This is a genomic window from Kitasatospora sp. NPDC096128 (assembly GCF_040303105.1).
Classification (GTDB): Bacteria; Actinomycetota; Actinomycetes; order Streptomycetales; family Streptomycetaceae; genus Kitasatospora.
Window position 1 is genome coordinate 1 of sequence record NZ_JBEOSP010000081.1, and the last position, 19147, is coordinate 19147.

The following is a 19147-nucleotide window of genomic DNA, read 5'->3' on the forward strand; positions in this document are numbered from 1 at the left end:
CTCGTCACCAACGCCTGCCATCACGCCCGGGGCCCGCGCGACCGTCTGATCGGGGATGGTGGTCATGTCGTCGTCCTTCCCGGTCACTTGGCGGAACGCAGGCGGCGGGCGATCAGGGTGTTGGCCAGGCCGACCAGCAGGAGCAGGGCGAACATCAGCCAGGCGATGGCGGAGGCGCGGCCGAGCATGCTGTAGCGGAATCCCTGGTCGTACATGAAGATGCCCAGGGTCTCGTACTGGTGCTGGGTGCCGCCCTGGTGGCCGCTCTGACCGCCGAACAGGAAGGGCTCGCCGAAGAGCTGGGTCGCCCCGATGAACGAGACGACGACGGTGAACAGGATGGTGGGCCGCAGTTCGGGGATCGTGACGTTGCGGAACTGCTGCCAGCGGTTGGCGCCGTCGATCGCGGCCGCCTCGTACAGCTCGCGGGGGATGGCCTGCATCGCGGCGAGGTAGATCAGCGCGTTGTAGCCGGTCCAGCGCCAGATGACGATCACGGAGATGGCGAACTGCGAGGTCCAGGTGCCGGACTCCCAGTGGACCGGGCCGATGCCCACCAGCCCGAGCAGCCAGTTGGCCATGCCGGCTTCGGGGCTGAAGATCAGTGCGAAGACGAGCGTGGCGGCCGCGACCGACGTCGCGTACGGCGCGAGCAGCGCCGTACGGAAGAAACCGCGGGCCGGGAGGCGGTAGTTGAGCAGGTGGGCGAGGCCGAGCGCGATCAGCAGCTGCGGGACGGTGGACAGCACCCCGAGGGTGACGGTGTTGCCCAGGGCGTGCCAGAAGAGCGAGCTCGGCGGCCCGAACAGCAGGTCGCGGTAGTTCTGGAGGCCGACCCAGTCCGCCTGGTCCACGTTGAAGAGACTGACCCGGTGCAGGGAGAGCCAGCCGGTGTAGAGCAGCGGGAAGAGCCCGAAGACCGCGAACACCAGGAAGAAGGGCGAGACGAACAGGTAGGGCGAGCCGAGGTGGTCCCAGCGGTGCAGCCGGCCGCGCAGCCCCGTCGGCGTTCCGGCGCGCTTCGGCGGGCTGCTGCCGGGAGGGTCGGCCGGGTCGCTTCGGCGGGTGCGGGTCGAGGTGGCCACAGGGTTCCTCCGTACCGGGCCGACGGCCGGGCGGGGCCGTCGGGTCGCTCTGGAAAGGGGTTCGGTCTCGGTGGTCGTCGGTCTCGGCGGCCGGACCGTGCGCGGGGAGGGAGTCGCCGCGCACGGTCCGGCCGGCCTGGCCCGCGGTTACTGGATGGTGCTCGTGATCTGCTTGACGGTGTCGGCCCAGGCCGCCTCGGGGCTCATGTGGTTCTGCTCCATCAGCAGCACGCCGTTGCTGAACGCCCCGTGCAGGTCACCGTGGTGCGGACCGGTCTCGGCCGGCTGGATGGCCTTGGCCGCGGTGGAGAAGATCTGCCCGGTGGGGGCGTTCGGGCCGATGTAGGGGTTCTGGTAGTCCGTGACGCCGGGGAGGGCGTACGCCTTCTGGTTGGCGGGGATGGTGCCGACCTTCTGGAAGACCTTGGCCTGCTGCTCGGGGGCGGTGAGCCAGACGGCCAGCGCCTGGGCCTGGGCGACGTGCTTGCCGGAGGCGGGCACGGCCAGGAACGAGCCGCCCCAGTTGCCGGCGGTGGGCGCCTGCGCGATGTTCCACTTGCCGGCATTGGCGGGGCCGGAGAACTTCTCGATGTTGGCCTGCTGCCAGGACGGGCAGACGGTGGTGGCGAAGGTGGAGTTGGAGAAGGCCGTCTGCCAGGGGGTGTCGAACTCCTTGAGCCCCTGGGTGATCCCGGCCTGGACCGCGTCGGAGGCGAGCTTCCAGCCGCTCTTCACGCCCGCGGAGTCCTGGTAGTTCATCTTGCCGTTCTTGTAGTACTGCTCGGCGTTGGAGGAGACCACGCCGTTGTAGAGGCCGGTGGCGGTGTCCATGAAGGAGGTGCCCTTGGGGGCCTTGGCCTGGTACTGGCGGCCGACCTCGACGTACTTCGCCCAGTCGCCCGCCCACAGGGCGCTGACCGCGGCGGGGTCCGTGGGCAGCCCCGCGGCCTGGAAGAGGTCCTGGCGGTAGCAGATCGCCATCGGGCCGACGTCCGTGCCGAGGCCGACGGTCCTGCCCTGGGCGGTGGTCGCCTGCTTCCACTTCCAGGGCAGGTAGGCGTCCTGCTCGACACCCTGGACGTGGGACAGGTCGGTGAAGGCACCGCTGAGTTGGTCGGAGGTGGCCAGGGCGATCCGGCTCACCTCCAGGGCCTGGATGTCGTCGAGCCCGCCGCCCGAAAGGCGGGTCTGCAGCGCGGTCCAGTAGTCGCCCTCCTGGGTGGTGGTGTTCTCCTTGATGGTGATGTTCGGGTGCGCCTTCATGTACTCGTCGAAGAGCCCGGACTCCTTGTAGCCGAAGGTGCCGAAGTCGCCGACGGTGAGCGTGGTCTTCGCGTTCGGATCGTCCGAGCCGGCCCCTGCTGAGGAGCATCCGGTGGCCAGGACCGCGGTGACGACGGCGGCCGACAGGACGGCAGCGGCTCTGCGGGAACGACTGCGCAGGAACATGTGGTTCTCCAGGGAGCGGTGACGGAATGCACGCGGGGTGGGTCGCGCGGGTGGGAGAAGCGCGGGAAGTGCGGTGCGCTCGCGGTGCGGGCGGCCGGGGGCGGCCGGGGGCGGCCCGGGTCCGGCAGCGTCCGGAGCTGGCCCGGCGGTAGAAACTGGAAGCGCTTCCAGTTCGCAAACCCTGCTCCCTCGGGCAGGAAACTGTCAAGAGGTGTTCGGCTGTCGGCCCTTCGCGCTGTTCCGCCGGTTGCGGGCAGGCCGGAGCGCAGACGGCCGGTGGAGGGGACGCGACCGCGGACCCGTGAAGGCGCAGGGCGGCGCTCTGGAAGCGCGGAAGCGCTTCCAGTCGGGACCGCTGTGGGGTGGAATCAGCCGGACGTCAGGGGCGCGGACTCCCGGACCGTCAGGCGGGTGGGCAGGACGAGGGGGCTCGGGTCCTGGCCCTCGACGACCGCCACGAGCATCCGGGCCAGCTCCAGCCCGAGCGCGCGCACCGGCTGGTGCACCGTGGTCAGCGGCGGGTCGGCGTACAGGGCGCCGGCAAGGTCGTCGAAGCCCACGACGGCGACGTCCTCGGGGACGCGCCGGCCGTGCCTGCGCAGCGCGCGCAGTGCTCCCAGCGCCATGCCGTCGTTGGCCGTGAACACCGCGTCCAGGCCCGGACGGTCGGCGAGCAGCCGCTCCATCGCGGCCTCGCCGCCGGCCTGGGTGAAGTCGCCCGGGACGATGCCGGCGTGGGGCAGGCCGGTCAGCACCAGCGCCTCGCGGAAGCCCTGTTCACGGGCGACGGCGGCCTGGAGGTCGACCTGTCCGGTGATCATCGCGATGTTCCGGCGTCCGCTGCGGACCAGGTGCTCGACGGCGAGGCGGGCGCCGCCCCGGTTGTCCGGGTCCACGTACCACCGGGGCGTGCCGGTCAGGGGGAGGCCGCCGAAGACCACCGGCAGGTCCGTCTGCTCGGCCAGCCGGCCCAGCGGGTCGTCGCCGCGCACGGCCATCAGCATCACGCCGTCGGCCCGTTGTGAGCTCAGGATGCGCCGCAGGCGCTCCTTGCCGCGGGGCGTGTTGGCCAGCAGCAGGACCAGTTCGAGGTCCGTCTGGTCGAGGAAGGAGCTGACGCCCACCGTCACTTCGGCGAAGAACGGGTCGGCGAAGAGGCCGGGTTCGTCGCTGGACACCGCCAGGACGACCGACCCGGCCCGCCGGGTGGCCAGCGCCCGCGCGGTCGGGTTCGGCACGTAGCCGAGTTCGCGGACCGCCCGTTCCACCGCGGCCCGCTTGGCCGCGCTGACGTGCGGCACGTTGTTGATGACGCGGGACGCCGCCGTGCGTGAGACACCGGCCCGGGCGGCGACCTCGTCCAGGGTCGGCTGGCGACGTGGGGATGTCTCCATTGCGATCGTCGGTCCTCCTTTGCCGGCGGGCGTCACCGGACCATGGTTCCACGGACATCCCGTGTCACCAGGGTGATCGGCCAACGCATTCGCCTCCGCTCGTCGGAAGCGCTTCCACAACTCTAGGCCCAGTCGGCCGGGTTCCGCCCCAACAGCGCCGAGTCCGAGCGCGTCCCAGCAGGGATGGGGTTCTGCGAAGCTTGCGTCAGACGTCTTGACACCGGGTTCGGATCGGCTCAATCATCCAGGCAACTGGAAGCGCTTCCATTGCGCACTCCCCCCAGCTTCCATCCCCCACCCACCCCCACCCACCCAGTGGAGGAAGCATCATGCGTCACCCGCTGCGCAGGCTCTCCCTGCTCATGGCACCCGCCCTGACCGCCCTCGTGGTCGCGGTCCAGCCCACGGCCGCCCAGGTCGCCGGCCCCACCACCCCGGCGGCCTCCGGCTTCTACGCCGACCCCGACTCCAGCGTCCAGCGGTGGCTGAACGCCAACCCCGGGGACGGCCGCGCCGCCGATATCCGGGCGTCCATCGCCTCGGTGCCGCAGGCGCGCTGGTTCGGCAACTGGAGCGGCACCATCGGGACGGCGACCGGCGCCTACGTCGGCGCCGCCGCCGCCCAGGGCAAGCTGCCGATCCTGGTGGCCTACAACATCCCCAACCGGGACATCTGCGCCGGCCAGTCCGGCGGCGGCGCGGGCTCCGCCGCCGACTACGCCACCTGGATCGCCGCCTTCGCCAGCGGCATCGGCAGCCGGCCGGCCGTGGTCGTCCTCGAACCCGACTCGCTCGGCGACGAGAGCTGCATGAGCGCCGGTCAGATCGCCGAACGCAACGGGATGCTGCGCAATGCCATCGCGCAGTTCAACGCCAAGGCCCCGAACACCAAGCTCTACCTGGACGCCGGCAACCCCGCCTGGCTCAGCGCCGGGACGATGGCCCAGCACCTGGCCGACGCCGGGGTGAGCGGAGCACACGGGTTCTCCCTGAACGTGTCCAACTACATCGACACCGCGCAGAACTCGGCGTACGCCGACGCCGTCAACGCGGCCCTGCGGTCGTCGTACGGCTACACCAAGCCCTTCGTCGTCGACACCAGCCGCAACGGCAACGGCTCCGACGGCAACTGGTGCAACGCGGCGGGCCGCCGGATCGGCACGCCCACCCGGTTCGGCGGCGGCGGTGCCGAGATGCTGCTGTGGATCAAGGCGCCCGGCGAGTCCGACGGCAACTGCGGCACCGGCGCCGGATCGACGGCCGGACAGTTCCTGCCGCAGGTCGCCTACAACCTGATCCACGGTTTCTGAGCCATGGCCACCGGGCCGCGGCTTCCGGGCCGCGGCCACCGACCCGAGTAAACGACCAGAGGACCGTCCTGTGCGACCACGCATCCCACGCTCGCTGATCCCCGTCGGCATCGCCGCGCTGCTGACCGGGCTCGCCGTCCCGGCCCAGGCCCAGGCCCTGACGCCCGACCAGGCCAAGAGCCACCGGGCGATCGACCACACACTGCCGGCCGACACCCGCTTCTACGTGGAGCCGGACCGCGACGCCGACGAGCAGGTCGTCACCGACCTGCTGAACGGCGACCTCGCCGGTGCCACCACCATGGCGAAGCTGGCCAGTTGGCCCGGAGCCCACTGGTACACCGACGGCACACCGGAGCAGGTGGAGCGCCAGACGCGGACCCTGGTCCGCCGTGCGGCCCGGACCGGGACCGTCCCGGTCCTGGTCGCCTACAACGTCCCCGGGCGGGACTGCTCCCAGTACTCGAGCGGCGGCGCCCAGTCGGACGCGGCCTACCAGGCCTGGATCGCCGGGCTGGCCCGGGGCATCGGGCACGACCGGGCGGTGATCGTCCTCGAACCCGACGCCCTGGCCAACCTGCCCCGCGACTGCTCCCCGACCACCGACCCGACGGGCGCCCTCACCGCGGGACGCCTCGCCGACCTCCGCTACGCGATCGACGTCCTGGAGAAGCAGCCCGGCACGACCGTGTACCTGGACGCGGGGAACAGCCACTGGCAGAGCGTGGGCGCCATGGCGCAGCGCCTGCTGGACGCCGGGGTCGAGCACGCCCAGGGCTTCTCGCTGAACGTCTCCAACTTCTTCCCCACCGACCAGTCCGACCGCTACGGCACCTGGGTGTCCAACTGCCTCTGGTACGCCGCCAAGGGCCCGGCGGCCGCCCGCGGACACGCCGAGTCGTGCGCGAGCCAGTACTACTCCCCGGCCGCCCCCAACGACGGCGCGCCGGGCAACTCCGTCAACGTGGACGACCGCAGCACCTGGCACTGGACCGACCAGTGGTTCCAGCAGAACGTCGGAGCCCAGCCGGCCGAGGCGCTCACCCACTTCGTCGTCGACACCAGCCGGAACGGGAAGGGCTCCTGGACACCCCCGGCCGGAAAGTACACCGGCGACCCGCAGATCTGGTGCAACCCGCCCGGACGCGGCATCGGCGACCGGCCCACGGCCGACACCGGCGCCCCGCTCGCGGACGCCTACCTGTGGATCAAGACCGTCGGCCAGTCCGACGGGCAGTGCAACCGCGGCATCCCCGGTGGAACAGCGGACCCTGAGTACGGCACCGTCGATCCACCGGCCGGCACCTGGTGGCCCGAACAGGCCCGCGCCCTGGTGCGGAACGCCGACCCGGCGCTGACCTTCAACGGCTGGGACTGAGCCGGGCCGGGCCACGCCGGGTCGGGCCGGACCACCGCCACCCCCGGGGCGGGGGTGAGAGGGGGCGCCGAGGCGGGCCGGGGAAGCCGTTGCGGGGGGCGGCTTCCCCGGCCCACCGGAAGAACAGTTTGTTAACGCTCACAGAACCTTTGTGCGAAACTTGGCATGGCTTGGCAAATGCCCAGTTCAGATGCGATGTGAGCGCTCGTCACCGATGTTGACGCGCTCATGGTTCGCTCATACGCTCCGGGGGCACCGGAAGCCGTGGCCGTACTCCGATCGGAGCGCTGATGTCCAAGCCCCGCCCCCGACAGCCCTTCGCCCGCACTGCCCTCCTGGGCGCGCTCGGCGCTGCCACCGCGCTGGGCGGCCTGCTCGGCGCGCCGGCCGCGCAGGCCGCGGCCGGTGCGCCGACCACGCCGCCCGCGCCGACCGCTGCCGCGGGCGGGTCGTTCACCGCGCTGACCTACAACGTGGCCGGCCTCCCGCAGGTGGTGAACAGCTCCTCCACCGAGCGGCAGAGCAGCACCACCGCCATCGGCTCCCGGCTCGCGCCGTACGACATCGTGCACGTCCAGGAGGACTTCAACTACCACGCGTTCCTGTACGCCGCCGACACCCATCCGTACCGCACCGCGACCAGCGGCGGGGCGGGCATCGGCAGCGGCCTCAACACCCTGTCCGGTCTCGGCTACGACGGCGACGACTTCGAGCGGGTCAAGTGGAACGACTGCCAGCTGGACTCCGGTGACTGCCTGACCCCCAAGGGCTTCACCTTCATGCGGACCCGGCTGGCCGAGGGCGTGTACGTCGACTTCTACAACCTCCACGCCAACGCGGGCACGAACCCCGGCGACGAGACCGCCCGTGCCGCCGACCTGGCCCAGCTCACCGGCTACATCAAGACCCACTCGGCCGGGAACGCCGTCGTGGTGATGGGCGACACCAACACCCGCTACACCCGCGTCGAGGACACCATCGGCGCCTTCGCCGCCGACAACACGCTGACCGACGCGTGGGTGCAGCTGGAGCGCGGCGGCGTGGCGCCGACCCGCGGTGCCGACCCGCTGCTGTGCGACCAGAATGCGCCCACCGACACCTGCGAGATCGTCGACAAGGTGCTCTACCGCAGCAGCGCGCTGGTGTCGCTGACCGCGACCTCGTACGCCAACAAGCACGCCGACTTCCTGGACGCCTCCGGCAAGATGCTCTCCGACCACGACCCGGTCGCCGTGGGCTTCACCTGGAGCCGCAACCCCGCCTACCTGGCGAGCGAGCAGTACGGCGGCCCGCACGGCGACTTCTACGACGACATCGACCGCGTCGCGCCTGGCGCCCGCGCCACCACGGTCAGCCTGCGGGCCGGCAGCCGGGTCGACCAGGTCGGCCTGACCCTCGCCGACGGCACCGCCCTCACCCACGGCGGCACCGGCGGCACCGCCTCCTCGCTCACTCTGGGCAGCGGTGAGTACCTGAACTCGGCCACCCTCTGCCAGGGTTCGTACAACGGGCACACCCGCATCTTCTCCGCCTCCTTCGCCACCAACCTCGGCCGCACCCTCTCCGGTGGCACCACCACCGGCGACTGCGTGACCCGCACCGCGCCCGACGGCTGGCAGATCGCCGGGTTCCAGGGACGCGCCGGTGACGAGGTCGACAAGCTCGGCTTCCTGTTCACCCACCGCTGATCCCGCACCCCGAACGTCCCCGGCCCGGGCCGCCACCCGGGCCGGGAAACCCCCGCTCGCACACCGTTCCGCCCCCGGCACACCACAGCAGGAAGACCAGCGATGAACGACCGGCCCGCCCTGAACCGCCGCCGCTTCCTGCGCAGTTCCGCAGCCGCCTCGGTCGGCCTGCTCACCGCGCCCACCGCCCTGAGCCTGCCGACCGCCCCGCAGCAGGCCGCCGCCGCGCCCGCGGGCCCTGTCCAGGGCGCCGCCTTCGTGGACTCCTACGCCACCAACACGATGGCCGACCTCACCCCGGAGGGGAACGCCGCCGTGCGCATCCTCACCGGGATGAACCGGATCTGGCGCACCGGCACGTCCTGGAACGACGGTTCGCCGCTGATGGCCGACGTGCTGCGCGCCAACGTGCGCTACTGCGTGGAGGTCACCACCAGGCGCACGGCGGACCAGGCCAAGGAGGCGTTCATCTACGACCGCCGGCACCAGGGCTACTCGGTCATCGCAGGCCTCGGCCCGCTCGCCGACCTGTACCGCACGGGTGCCAGGGCCGTCACCTCGATCACCACGGCGCCCGACTCCACCCCGCCCGCGAAGGTCGACGACGCCGTCCCGGCCGGCGCGCCCGCCGGCTCCGCGATCGGCCCCGGGGCGGTCGACTCGGAGCTGGGGCAGGTGGTCACCCTGGTCAACACGCTGCGCGGCCCGTACGCCTCCGGCAACCCCGCCAAGTACGCCTACCGCTACCCGCGCCCGTGGCGGATGACCGAGGACAGCGCAGTGGTCGACACCGGCGCCACCGACACCCTCGGATTCCCGGTCTACGCCTCCGACGTCGTGGTCGCCCCGCAGCTGCTGCGCCAGCGCAGCACCTCCCCGGCGGACGACGGCGGCTTCGTGAGCGGCCACACCAATGCCTTCCACCTGTCCGCGCTGGCCCTGGCCTACGCGGTGCCCGAGCGCTTCCAGGAGCTGATCACCCGGGCCTTCGAGCTCAGCCACACCCGGATCGCCGCGGGCATGCACTCCCCGCTCGACGTCATCGGCGGCCGGACGCTCGCCGCCGCCCTCGCCGCCGCCACCCTCGCCGATCCGCGCAACGCCGCCCTCAAGGCCGCCGCCCGGAGCCAGGCCGCCGCGTACTTCCGGGCGAAGACCGGCAGCACCGCCGACACCCTGTACGCCTACGCCCACCGGGCCGACCCGGCCGAGGACCCGTACGCCGACCGCGAGGCCAACGCCGAGCTGGTCACCCCGAAGCTGACGTACGTCCTGCGCCGCAGCGGCCGGAACGTGCTGATGACGGTGCCCAAGGGCGCCGAGGTGCTGCTGGAGACCCGCCTGCCGTACCTGGACGCCGCCCAGCGCCGCGAGGTGCTGCGCACCACCGCGCTGCCCTCGGGCTACGTCCTGCTGGACGGGCCGGAGCTGTGGGGCAGGCTCGACCTGTTCGCCGCGGCCGACGGTTACGGCTCCTTCGAGCGGGACGTGACGGTCGAACTCAACGCCGCCGACGGCGGGTTCTGCGCGGCCGACGCCTGGCGCAACGACATCGCCGGCCCGGGCGGCCTCACCAAGCGCGGCACCGGGACGCTGACCCTGACCGGTACCAACCGCTATACCGGCGCCACCGTGGTGGCGGGCGGGGTCCTGGTGGCCGGCTCCCGCGACGCCCTCGGCCGCGGCGATGTCCAGGTCCGCGGCGGCACGCTGCGGGTGGGCGCCGAGCGGGGCGCCGTCCGGGTGCACGGCGACCTCCTCCAGTCGGCCGGGACGCGCCTGGAGCTGGCGCTCCACCACTGCCACTCGCCGGCGCTGACGGTCGACGGTCGAGTGACGCTCGGTCAGAACACTGATCTAGTCCTGGAGTTGGCGGACTCCGTCGAGCCGGCCGACGACCTGATGCTGCCGGTTCTCAGGGGGCGTACGCTGCAAGGCGAGTTCGGCAGCGTCACCGTCGACGTGGACGGCTACGAGGCGACGCCGCAGTACACCCACGACGGCCTCTCGGTGCGACTGACCCGCTGCTGAACGGGCCGTCCATTCCCGGCTCCTAGGAGGAAACGCCCATGACCCTGGCTGCGACCAACTGGGCCGGGAACGTCAGGTTCCGGGCCGAGCGATTCCACGCGCCCCGCTCCGTCGACGAGTTGCGGCGGATCGTCGCGGCAGGTCGGTCGGTGCGGGTGCTCGGGAGCGGGCACTCGTTCAACCCGATCGCGGACAGCACGGGTGACTTGGTGTCCGTGGCCGGTCTGCCCCGCACGGTCGAGCCGGACGGGCGGGCCGGCACGGTCAGGGTGAGCGCCGGGATGCGGTACGGCGAGCTCGCCGCGGTGCTGGACCGGGCGGGGCTTGCGCTGCACAACCTCGGATCGCTGCCGCACATCTCGGTCGCGGGCGCCTGCGCCACCGCGACGCACGGCTCGGGGGTCGCCAACGGCAACCTCGCCACGGCCGTCCGGGCCGTCGAACTGGTCACGGCGGACGGTGACCTGGTGACGATCGACCGGGGCGCCGCGGAGTTCCCCGGCACGGTCGTGGCCCTGGGCGCCCTCGGTGTGGTCACCGGGCTGACCCTGGACGTGCTGCCCGCGTTCGAGGTCCGGCAGTGGGTCTACGAGGGCCTGCCGACGGCCGTGCTGCGGGAGCGGTTCGACGAGGTCATGGCGGCGGCGTACAGTGTCAGCCTCTTCACCGGCTGGCGGACGGACCGGATCGACCAGGTGTGGCTCAAGCAGCGGGGCGGCGGCCCCGACGCCCCCGGGACGTGGCTCGGCGCGGTGCTCGCCGACGGCCCGCGCCACCCCGTGCCGGGGTGTCCGCCCGAACCCTGCACCGGGCAGCTGGGCGTGCCGGGGCGCTGGCACGACCGGCTCCCGCACTTCCGGCTCGACTTCACGCCCAGCAGCGGCGACGAGCTCCAGTCGGAGTACTTCGTCGCTCGCGCGGACGCCGTCGCCGCCTTCGACGCGCTGGACGCCGTCCGGGACCGGATCGCGCCCGCCCTGCAGATCAGCGAGATCCGTACGGTGGCGGCCGACGGGCTGTGGCTCAGCCCGGCCTTCCAACGCGACTGCGTGGCCTTCCACTTCACCTGGCACCCCGACACGGCGGCCGTGGCGGAGGCCGTCGCCGCAGTCGAGGGGGCGCTGTCCGGGTTCGCCGCCCGGCCGCACTGGGGCAAGGTCTTCGCCATGGCGCCCGAGGCGGTCCGGGAGTCCTACCCGCGCTGGGAGGACTTCCGCAGGCTGCTGGGCGAGTTCGACCCGGCGGGCACGTTCCGCAACGAGTTCGTGGCCCGCCACTTCGGCGCCGGGTAGCACCTGGGGGGCATCCCGACACCTTCCGCCGTTAGCGCTAACATTTTCCTTGACGGTTCAACTACATGGAGCTTGACTGGGGCACATCAAGTCCGCGCACATCGCCTCCAAGCGGGAGGACACCCATGCCCCTGTACTTCATCCGCCACGGCGAATCCCAGGCCAACGAACAGAACCGTTTCGCCGGGCAGTTGGACTCCCCGCTCACCGACCTCGGCGTCCGCCAGGCCGAACAGGCCGCCCGTCGGGTCGCCGCCCTCGGGCTGGACCTCGACGAGGTGCACGTCTCGACCCTCGGCCGGGCCCGCCGCACCGCCGACATCGTCATCGCCGGCCAGCGGCGCGCCCCCGGTCGACTGGTGGTCAGCGACGCGCTGGTGGAGCGCGACTTCGGGATCTTCAGCGGCCGCAACAAGAGCCTGGTCAAGAAGAGCATCGGCTTCGCCGGCTACACCGAGGCGTTCCACTCGCACACCGGCCGCCCGCCCGGCGGGGAGAGCTGGCAGGCGATGTACGAACGCGTCGCCGTCCACTACCACGACGTGCTGCTGCCCGCGTCCAGGGCCGGGCGCACCGTCCTCGTCGTCGCCCACAAGTACATCGTGGAGATGTTCGCGATCGCCGCGGCGGACCTGCCGCCCGAGCGGTACCGCGATCTGAAGATCCCCAACGCCCGCCCGCTGACCGAGGACGACCTGCGGCGCGCCGCGGGCGCACCGGCCGCGGCCGGGCTCCGCGACCAGCGGGTCGGAGAGCTCCTCCAGGCTGCGGTTCCTGGTCTCCGCAGCGAGCACCGGCCCGAGCACACCCGCCCGGGCGCACCGGCCGCGACGAACAGCCACAGCGCCAGCGACATCCCAGGACAGGAAACCCGAACTCCCATGCCGGAAAGAACCGATGCCGTCGTGACCACGCTCCACGCCACCATCGCCCCGGGCGAGGCGGTCCGCGGCGGCAGTGAGCGGCTCTACCGCAGGCTCGTCGCCGCGCCGGGTGAGCCCCACCTCCTGCGGGACGATCTGACCGGGCAGCGGCCGGAAGCGCCGGACTCCCTGCTGAGCTTCGTGCACGTCACCGACTACCAGCTGGCCGACCTCGCCTCGCCGGGCCGGATCGACTTCGTCCAGCGGTTCGCCGACCGGCCCGGATGGGCCGGGATGGTGCCGGCGTACCGTCCGCAGGAGATCGTCTCCACCCACGCGTTCGAGGCGATGGCCCGCACCGTGGCCGGGCTGGCGGCGGACCCGGTGGCGCCCGTCCGCTTCGTGCTCACCACCGGGGACAACACCGACAGCGCCCAACTCAACGAACTGCGCGGTTTCCTGGCGCTGATGAACGGTGGTGGCACCGTCGACCCGACCTTCGGCGCCGCCGACAGCGGGGACGGCGCGGCGATCCCGTCGTACGCGGTGTCCGGCGACTACTACAACCCGGAGCCGCGGTCGCGGGACCGGTACAAGCGCCGGTACGGCTTCCCCGACCGGCCGGGCCTGTTGGCGGCGGCGGCCGTGCCGTTCCCCGCCCAGGGCTTCGGCGTCGACTGGCTGGCCTGCTTCGGCAACCACGACTGCCTGGCCCAGGGGCGGGCACCCGTCACCCCGGAGTTCCGGCGCCTGCTCACCGGTGGCGAGCGGCCGGTCGCCGCGCCCGCGGAGCTGCCGGGGGAGCCGGGCGACGCGTACCTGGCGGACCCCACGGTGCTGGCGGGCGGGTCGAGGCGGTGGATCGGGCCGCGGGCGGACCGGCGCCCGGTCGGCAAGACCGAGTACATCCGGGCCCACCTGGACAGCCCGGGTACACCCCGCGGGCACGGGTTCAGCGAGGCCGACCTCGCCGCGGGCCGGGGGTACTACTGCTACGACGAGATCCCCGGTGTGCGGGTGATCGTCCTCGACTCCACCAACCCGGCCGGCCACGTCACCGGCAGCATCGGGCGGCGTCAGCGGGACTGGCTGGAGCAGCGCCTGGTCGAGGTGCACTCCGGTTACCGGGACGCGGCCGGGGCCGAGGTTCGCACGGACCACCGGGACCGGGTGGTCGTCCTGGCCTCGCACCACGGGCTGGAACTGTTCGACAACACCGTCGAGCGGCCGGACGAGGCTGCGCGGCCAGACGCGGACCTGCCCCGGGTGCTGGGGGAGGAGGTCGAGGCGCTGCTGCACCGCTTCGGCAACGTGGTGCTCTGGCTGGCCGGGCACCAGCACCTCAACTCGGTCACCCCGAAGGGGCGTCCCGGTGGTGGCGGCTTCTGGCACGTCATCACCTCGGGGCTGTGCGAGTGGCCGTCCCAGGCGCGTCTGCTCGAACTCCTCGTGGGTACGGACACCCTGGTGATCCGCTCCACGATGATCGACCACGCCGCGCCGCTCCGGCCGGGTGCCGACCTCGGCCTCTGGGACCTGGCCGCCGTCCACCGGGAGTTGAGCGCCAACGATCCGACCAGGGTCGGCGGTCCGGACTCCGCGGGCACCGTTCGGGACCGGAACGTCGATCTCCTCGTCCCGATCGGCCCCGCCCTCGCCGCCGCCCTGCGGGCCGGCGTCGACGGACGCTGATCAGCAGATTTCCCTGTGGCGTGCCGCAGTCCTGCGACAAGCCCAAAGTGAGTCGTCAACGCTCATGCGTCGCCGAATGGGGGTTCAGCCAAGGTACGTGCAAGAGACCTCGGCCAGCCAGTCGACGACCCGACCGACCCACTGGAGCAGGATCACCGCTGATCAGCGGGTCGGGAAGGAAACCAGCGCAAGATCCCATCGGTCAGCAGCGTGAAGCAGCGCAGCCGTATCCAGCCGCACCTCCACGACGTACCGGTAGATGTCCGCCCCGTCATCGCCCTGCTGCCATGGGGGTGCCGCCTCCAAGGACAAGTGAACGCGAAGCACCGCCCCACTGCTGCTCCGGTCGGCGAGCACCGGCCGAGCCGGTGCCGTCCTACGAGACCGGGATTCAGCCGCCGTAGCGCCGCTGCCTGGCGGCGAAGCTGCGGACCGCGCGCAGGAAGTCGACCTCGCGGAACGCGGGCCAGTGGGCCTCGCAGAAGTACAGCTCCGAGTAGGCGCTCTGCCAGAGCAGGAAGTTCGACAGCCGTTGCTCGCCGCTGGTGCGGATGACCAGGTCGGGGTCGGGCTGGCCGGCGGTGTACAGGTGTGGGGCGATGTCGTCGACGGTCAGGGCGTCCGCGGCCTCGGTCAGTGACGCGCCCGCTTCGGCTCGCGCGTACATCAAGTCGCGCACGGCGTCGACGACCTCCTGACGGCCGCCGTAGCCGACGGCCAGGGTGACGTGAGCGCCGGTGGTGCAGGTGCGGGTGGCCTCGACGGCCTCCTTGAGGGTGCGGGCGGTGCTGTCGGGCAGGGCGTCGGTCATTCCGGCGAGGTGAACCTGCCAGCGGGCGTCCGGGCGGGTGAGGCGATCGACGACCACCTGCTCGATCAGCCGCATCAGGTAGGCGACTTCGGTGTCGCCGCGGCGCTGGAGGTTCTCGGTCGAGCAGACGAAGACGGTGATGTGCTTGATCCCCAGGGCCTCGCACCAGGAGAGCACCTCCTCGACGTGCTCGGCGCCCGCCTTGTGGCCGAGGCTCGGGTTGGCCATGCCCATCTGTCGGGCCCAGCGGCGGTTGCCGTCCATGATCAGCCCGACATGCCGGGGCAGCGGGCCGGCTATGACCTGGCGACGCAAGCGGCGGGCGTAGAGGGAGCGGAGCAGGTCGGACATGGGCACCTCCAAGTGGGTCGGGAGTGGCTACCGGTTCTGACGGGCCACGGCCAGCCGGTTGCCGTGTGGCTCACGAGGCCGACGGCAGGTCGCGCAGGTCGCGCAGGGTGCCCGCACACACCGCCGTCAGCAGCAGCAGGCCCACGCCGATGCCGACGCCGAGCGGGTGGAATCCGGCACCGGTGAGCGAGAGTCCGAGGATGGTCGCGCCGCCGGTGGCGCTGGCGCCGGCGAGGGTCCATACACCGACGCGGAGTCGGCCGGTGCCGGGTGGCACGACGGCGTCCGCGCCGACGCCGGTGAAGATGCGGGGGATCTGGATCGCGCCGAGGCCCAGGGTGACCCACCAGGCGGCGAGGACGGCGGTGCGCAGGGTGGGCGGTGAGGCGTCCGCGTCGAAGCCGCCGTGCACCAGGACGACCACGGTCGTGCCGAGGAGCGTCGGTACGGCAAGGCGACGGAGCGCCCAGCCCAGCAACGTGATCGCGGCGCGCAGCGTGGGCCGGGGCCTGGGTGCGACGAGCGCGATGCCGAGCAGCAGCAGGGTGGTGCAGCCGTGCGTGACCTGCTCCCGAATGCCGTCGGCGGGCAAGGGGCCAGCCTGTTCGGCGGCCAGGTGGCTCAGGAACCAGGCGGCGAGGGCGACCGTGATGCCCATGGTGGCCACCCTCCGCTGGCGCTGTGCCGGGGAGTCGGCGGGCCAGTGGGCCGGGTGCAGCCACATGTCCACGATGCCCGCGATGAGATCGGGCCAGGACTTCCAGCCCGCGCCCCGGGCCTCGTCCTCCACCATCGCGCCCCAGCGCTCGCGGAAGGCGTCCGGGTAGAGCCTGACCAGGCTGCGGGTGACGACGCTCATGCCGGGTGCACCCCCAGGCGCCGCAGTCCCGCGTTCGCGACCCGGGCCATGGCACGCAGTTCACGTTCCAGGACCTCGCGGCCGAGGGACGTCAGCTGCACCGGGCGCTGGCGGCCCTGGCCATCGAGCGGCTCGATCAGCCGCTTCGACTCCAGTCTGGCCAGCGCCCCGTACAGGCTGCCGGGGCCCAGCCGCTCCCCGGTCAGCTCCTCGATCGCCGTGTTGATGGCGTATCCGTGCAGCGGCCCGTCGGCCAGCGCGCAGAGCACCAGCGTCTGGGCATCGTTGGCTTGCATATCGCTCCTCTCGATCTGACGAAGCACCATACTACGTGCCGCGAACTACACGCCACGTACTACGCGGCGTGTACTATCGCCGTCATGCGCGATGACTTGACGATCGATCAGCTGGAGGTCGGACACCCCGCTCGGCCTGCCGCTGCCGTGGCGCTGCTGACGTCCGCCGCCGGTGCCGCCGCCTTCACCCTGTTCGCCTACCTGACGACACAGGTCCGCGTGGTGCGGACGGGCAGTCCCTGGCAGGACGATCCGTACGACGCAGTGGTGACCTTCACCATGTTCTTCGTCCCCCTGCTCGGGACGCTCGGCGGGGCAAGGGCGCTGCTGTGCCGCCGCGACCGGCCGCTGCCGCGCTACCGGATCGAGCAGGTACTTCGGGCCGCGCTGGTCTGCACGCTGCTCGTCGCCGCCACGCTCGCCACCGACTGGGCGGCGGTGGCCGCGCGGGCGGACCGCGCGTCCTGGGACGGCGGCACCCCCTGGCTGATCGTGTCCCTGCTGCCGCTCACCGGGGTGACGGCCGGGAGCCTGCTGCTGCACCGCCGGGCGATCCGACGGCTACCGAAGCCGGTACGCGGGGCCGAGGACACGGGCGGGGACTGGTTGGACGACCTCGCACCCCTCGCGACTCTCCTCGCCGCCCCCCGCTCCCGCTCGGGGCGCGCACTGGCTGCGCTGATCGGCCGCGGCAAGGTGCTCGGCTTCGTACGCCTCCGCTTCGCCCTGCTCACCGCCGCGGCCGCTGTCGCTGCCGGCCTGCTGGTCGCCACGGGACTGGCTTCCGGCGAGGGCTGGCCCGGGGTGCTGCTCTTCACCGTGGAGACCGCGGTCTTCGCCGGCGGCACCTTCGCCTTTGTGATGATCTGCAACAGTGTTCTGCGGTTCGCCGCGCTTCCGCCCGCGTCGAGGACGCGACGGGCCGCCCGGATGGCGATCACCGCAAGCGCGTTGGCACTGCCGGTCTCGTTGGCGCTGCGGGACACCGCGTGGCAGCTGCTCGGGCTCGGCGACGAGGTCGACTCCATCGGGCACTGGGCAGCCGTCACACTCACGTTCGCGCTACTGACGGGCGCACTCACCTTCGGTGTGACTGCGACCGCAACCAGGGAGTGACAGCGGGAGGCATCCGGTCAGTTGCCGGAGCAGGGAGGCGCTGCCATTGAGGCTGGCTCATCGGACGTGACGCCACCTCCAAGGGCTCCGCGGAGGCGGAGGCCGGGGGCGCAGGTCGCGCCGATGAGGTTACGAATCCTTCGCGAATGCGCTGGCGTGGTCGGAGACCCACTGGCGAAACGTTCGCGGCGCCGTCCCGAGGAGGTCGGACACCGTGGTGGTGACGTAGGCGGGTTGGCCGACTGCCGCGTGCCAGGCGGCGAGCAGCATCTCGACGGCCGCGCTGGGTGCGCCCTGGGAGAGGGTGCGGAACTCGTCCGGCGTCATCTCCTCGAAGGCGAGGCGGCGGCCGAGGGCGTCGCCGATGACGGTGACCTGTTCGGCGTGGGTCAGTGACTCGGGGCCGGTCAGGACGTAGTCGCCGCCGACGTGTCCGTCCTGATGGAGCGTGTGGGCCACGACGGCGGCGATGTCGCGGTCGTCGACAGGTGCCGTCGCGGCGGCGGCGTACGGCCAGCGGACCATGTCGCCCGCGCGGATCGCCGGTGCCCACCAGGGCAGGCAGTTCGAGGCGAACATCCCCGGTCGGACGACCGTCGACTCGAGGCCGGTCGCGGCGATCAGGTGTTCGAGGTCGGCGTGCAGGGCGGCCATGGGGTTGGGCTGCTGGAAGAAGGGGTGCGGCGTCCGGTGCGGGGAGGAGAGGAGGACGACCCGCCGCGCTCGGGCCGCCAGCCGCGCCACGACCTCAGCGGCGGTCGCGGATGGGGCGGTCCAGAGGAGGAAGACCACGTCCGCGCCGTTCAGGGCCGGCTCGAGCGAGTCGGGCGCGGTGAGGTCGCCGGTGACGACCTCGACCTGCGGTGGCAGCACCGCGGCGGCTTCCGGGCGGCGGACGAGGGCGCGGACCGGTACGCCCGCGTCGAGGAGTTGGTCGATGACGAGGCGGCCGATCCGGCCCGTCGCCCCGGTCACGAGTACGGGAGCACTGTCTGTCTGACTCATGCCGCCCATGAAAACGTTACTTGGTTAAAAAAGCAACCCGGTAACGCTGATGGTGCGGTGGTCCGATGGGCGAGCCGTCGGGTCTGCGGGACTGCCTGGAACCAGGGCATCGACCTGTACGGGGAGGCCGAGAACCGCTTCCTCACGGGGCCGAGTACGTCGCCAAGTGCAACCTCGGCGAGGACGTCCCGTTCACCCGCCGCACCGTCCTGCAGGGTGCGCCCGGCGGCTCCAGCGGCCTGCTCCCGATCGGCGGCGGCGTGCTGGGCCGCCGTGCCCGGCCCGGCGCAAGGGCGCGCACAGCGCCTGACCCGGGCGATCGGTCCGCAACGGAAGGGTGCCCCAGCCGACCGGTCGGCTGGGGCACCCCGGGGTGGATCGAGGGGCGGGTCAGCGCTGGAGGGTCAGCAGGCCCGGCTGCCAGGGGAGTTGGTCGTAGGGGCCGGTGGCGTCGGGGTTCTTGCCCTGGTAGAGGAGTTGGAGGTTGCAGGGGTCGATGGTCATGGTCTGGTCGGGGTTGTTGCGGA

General features: G+C 72.2%; 15 protein-coding genes. 7 read left to right on the forward strand and 8 right to left on the reverse strand.

The window, feature by feature from the left end; genetic code table 11:
- Positions 1-83 precede the first annotated feature (83 nt).
- The 3 genes from ABTY61_RS40550 to ABTY61_RS40560 all read right to left on the reverse strand — a co-directional run bounded on the left by ABTY61_RS40550 (position 84) and on the right by ABTY61_RS40560 (position 3928).
- Positions 84-1085 carry a carbohydrate ABC transporter permease gene (locus ABTY61_RS40550; RefSeq protein ID WP_502895526.1) on the reverse strand — a complete coding sequence of 334 codons (1002 nt, stop codon included), beginning with the start codon at positions 1083-1085 and terminating at the stop codon, positions 84-86.
- A 147-nt stretch (positions 1086-1232) separates the two neighbouring features.
- Positions 1233-2534: an ABC transporter substrate-binding protein gene (locus ABTY61_RS40555; RefSeq protein ID WP_350510258.1), complete on the reverse strand. Its 1302-nt coding sequence runs from the start codon at positions 2532-2534 to the stop codon at positions 1233-1235.
- Positions 2535-2902: 368 nt separating this feature from the next.
- On the reverse strand, positions 2903-3928 hold the full coding sequence (locus ABTY61_RS40560) for a LacI family DNA-binding transcriptional regulator (protein WP_350510259.1): 1026 nt from the start codon (positions 3926-3928) through the stop codon (positions 2903-2905).
- A gap of 329 nt (positions 3929-4257) precedes the next feature.
- Here ABTY61_RS40560 and ABTY61_RS40565 point away from each other — a divergent pair, with 329 nt between their 5' ends.
- The 6 genes from ABTY61_RS40565 to ABTY61_RS40590 all read left to right on the forward strand — a co-directional run bounded on the left by ABTY61_RS40565 (position 4258) and on the right by ABTY61_RS40590 (position 14182).
- On the forward strand, positions 4258-5238 hold the full coding sequence (locus tag ABTY61_RS40565) for a glycoside hydrolase family 6 protein (RefSeq protein ID WP_502895527.1): 981 nt from the start codon (positions 4258-4260) through the stop codon (positions 5236-5238).
- A gap of 70 nt (positions 5239-5308) precedes the next feature.
- Entirely contained in the window at positions 5309-6616 is a 1308-nt protein-coding gene (locus ABTY61_RS40570; RefSeq protein WP_350510260.1) for a glycoside hydrolase family 6 protein, read from the forward strand.
- Between the two features lie 290 nt (positions 6617-6906).
- Positions 6907-8304, forward strand: coding sequence for a jacalin-like lectin (locus tag ABTY61_RS40575; protein WP_350510261.1), 1398 nt, complete (start codon positions 6907-6909; stop codon positions 8302-8304).
- Positions 8305-8406: 102 nt separating this feature from the next.
- Complete coding sequence (locus tag ABTY61_RS40580; protein ID WP_350510262.1) at positions 8407-10335, forward strand: phosphatase PAP2 family protein; 1929 nt, start codon at positions 8407-8409, stop codon at positions 10333-10335.
- 38 nt (positions 10336-10373) lie between these two features.
- Positions 10374-11627: an FAD-binding protein gene (locus tag ABTY61_RS40585; RefSeq protein ID WP_350510263.1), complete on the forward strand. Its 1254-nt coding sequence runs from the start codon at positions 10374-10376 to the stop codon at positions 11625-11627.
- 125 nt (positions 11628-11752) lie between these two features.
- On the forward strand, positions 11753-14182 hold the full coding sequence (locus ABTY61_RS40590; protein WP_350510264.1) for a TIGR03767 family metallophosphoesterase: 2430 nt from the start codon (positions 11753-11755) through the stop codon (positions 14180-14182).
- Positions 14183-14573: 391 nt separating this feature from the next.
- Here the strand turns inward: ABTY61_RS40590 and uppS are convergent, their stop codons facing one another.
- From uppS to ABTY61_RS40605, 3 genes are all read right to left on the reverse strand, one after another.
- A complete protein-coding gene (gene uppS / locus ABTY61_RS40595) occupies positions 14574-15350 on the reverse strand; it encodes a polyprenyl diphosphate synthase (protein WP_350510265.1) in 777 nt (258 codons plus the stop codon).
- Positions 15351-15414: 64 nt separating this feature from the next.
- A complete protein-coding gene (locus ABTY61_RS40600) occupies positions 15415-16203 on the reverse strand; it encodes a hypothetical protein (RefSeq protein ID WP_350510266.1) in 789 nt (262 codons plus the stop codon).
- Positions 16200-16499 (reverse strand): PadR family transcriptional regulator, encoded by a 300-nt coding sequence (locus ABTY61_RS40605; protein WP_350510267.1) that lies wholly within the window; start codon positions 16497-16499, stop codon positions 16200-16202. Before ABTY61_RS40605 ends, ABTY61_RS40600 begins: the two co-directional genes overlap by 4 nt.
- An 84-nt stretch (positions 16500-16583) precedes the next feature.
- Here ABTY61_RS40605 and ABTY61_RS40610 point away from each other — a divergent pair, with 84 nt between their 5' ends.
- Entirely contained in the window at positions 16584-17615 is a 1032-nt protein-coding gene (locus ABTY61_RS40610; protein ID WP_350510268.1) for a hypothetical protein, read from the forward strand.
- A gap of 129 nt (positions 17616-17744) precedes the next feature.
- Here the strand turns inward: ABTY61_RS40610 and ABTY61_RS40615 are convergent, their stop codons facing one another.
- On the reverse strand, positions 17745-18620 hold the full coding sequence (locus ABTY61_RS40615) for an NAD(P)H-binding protein (protein WP_350510269.1): 876 nt from the start codon (positions 18618-18620) through the stop codon (positions 17745-17747).
- Between the two features lie 390 nt (positions 18621-19010).
- On the reverse strand, positions 19011-19147 hold a 137-nt coding region (locus ABTY61_RS40620), incomplete at its 5' end, for a non-reducing end alpha-L-arabinofuranosidase family hydrolase (protein ID WP_502895528.1).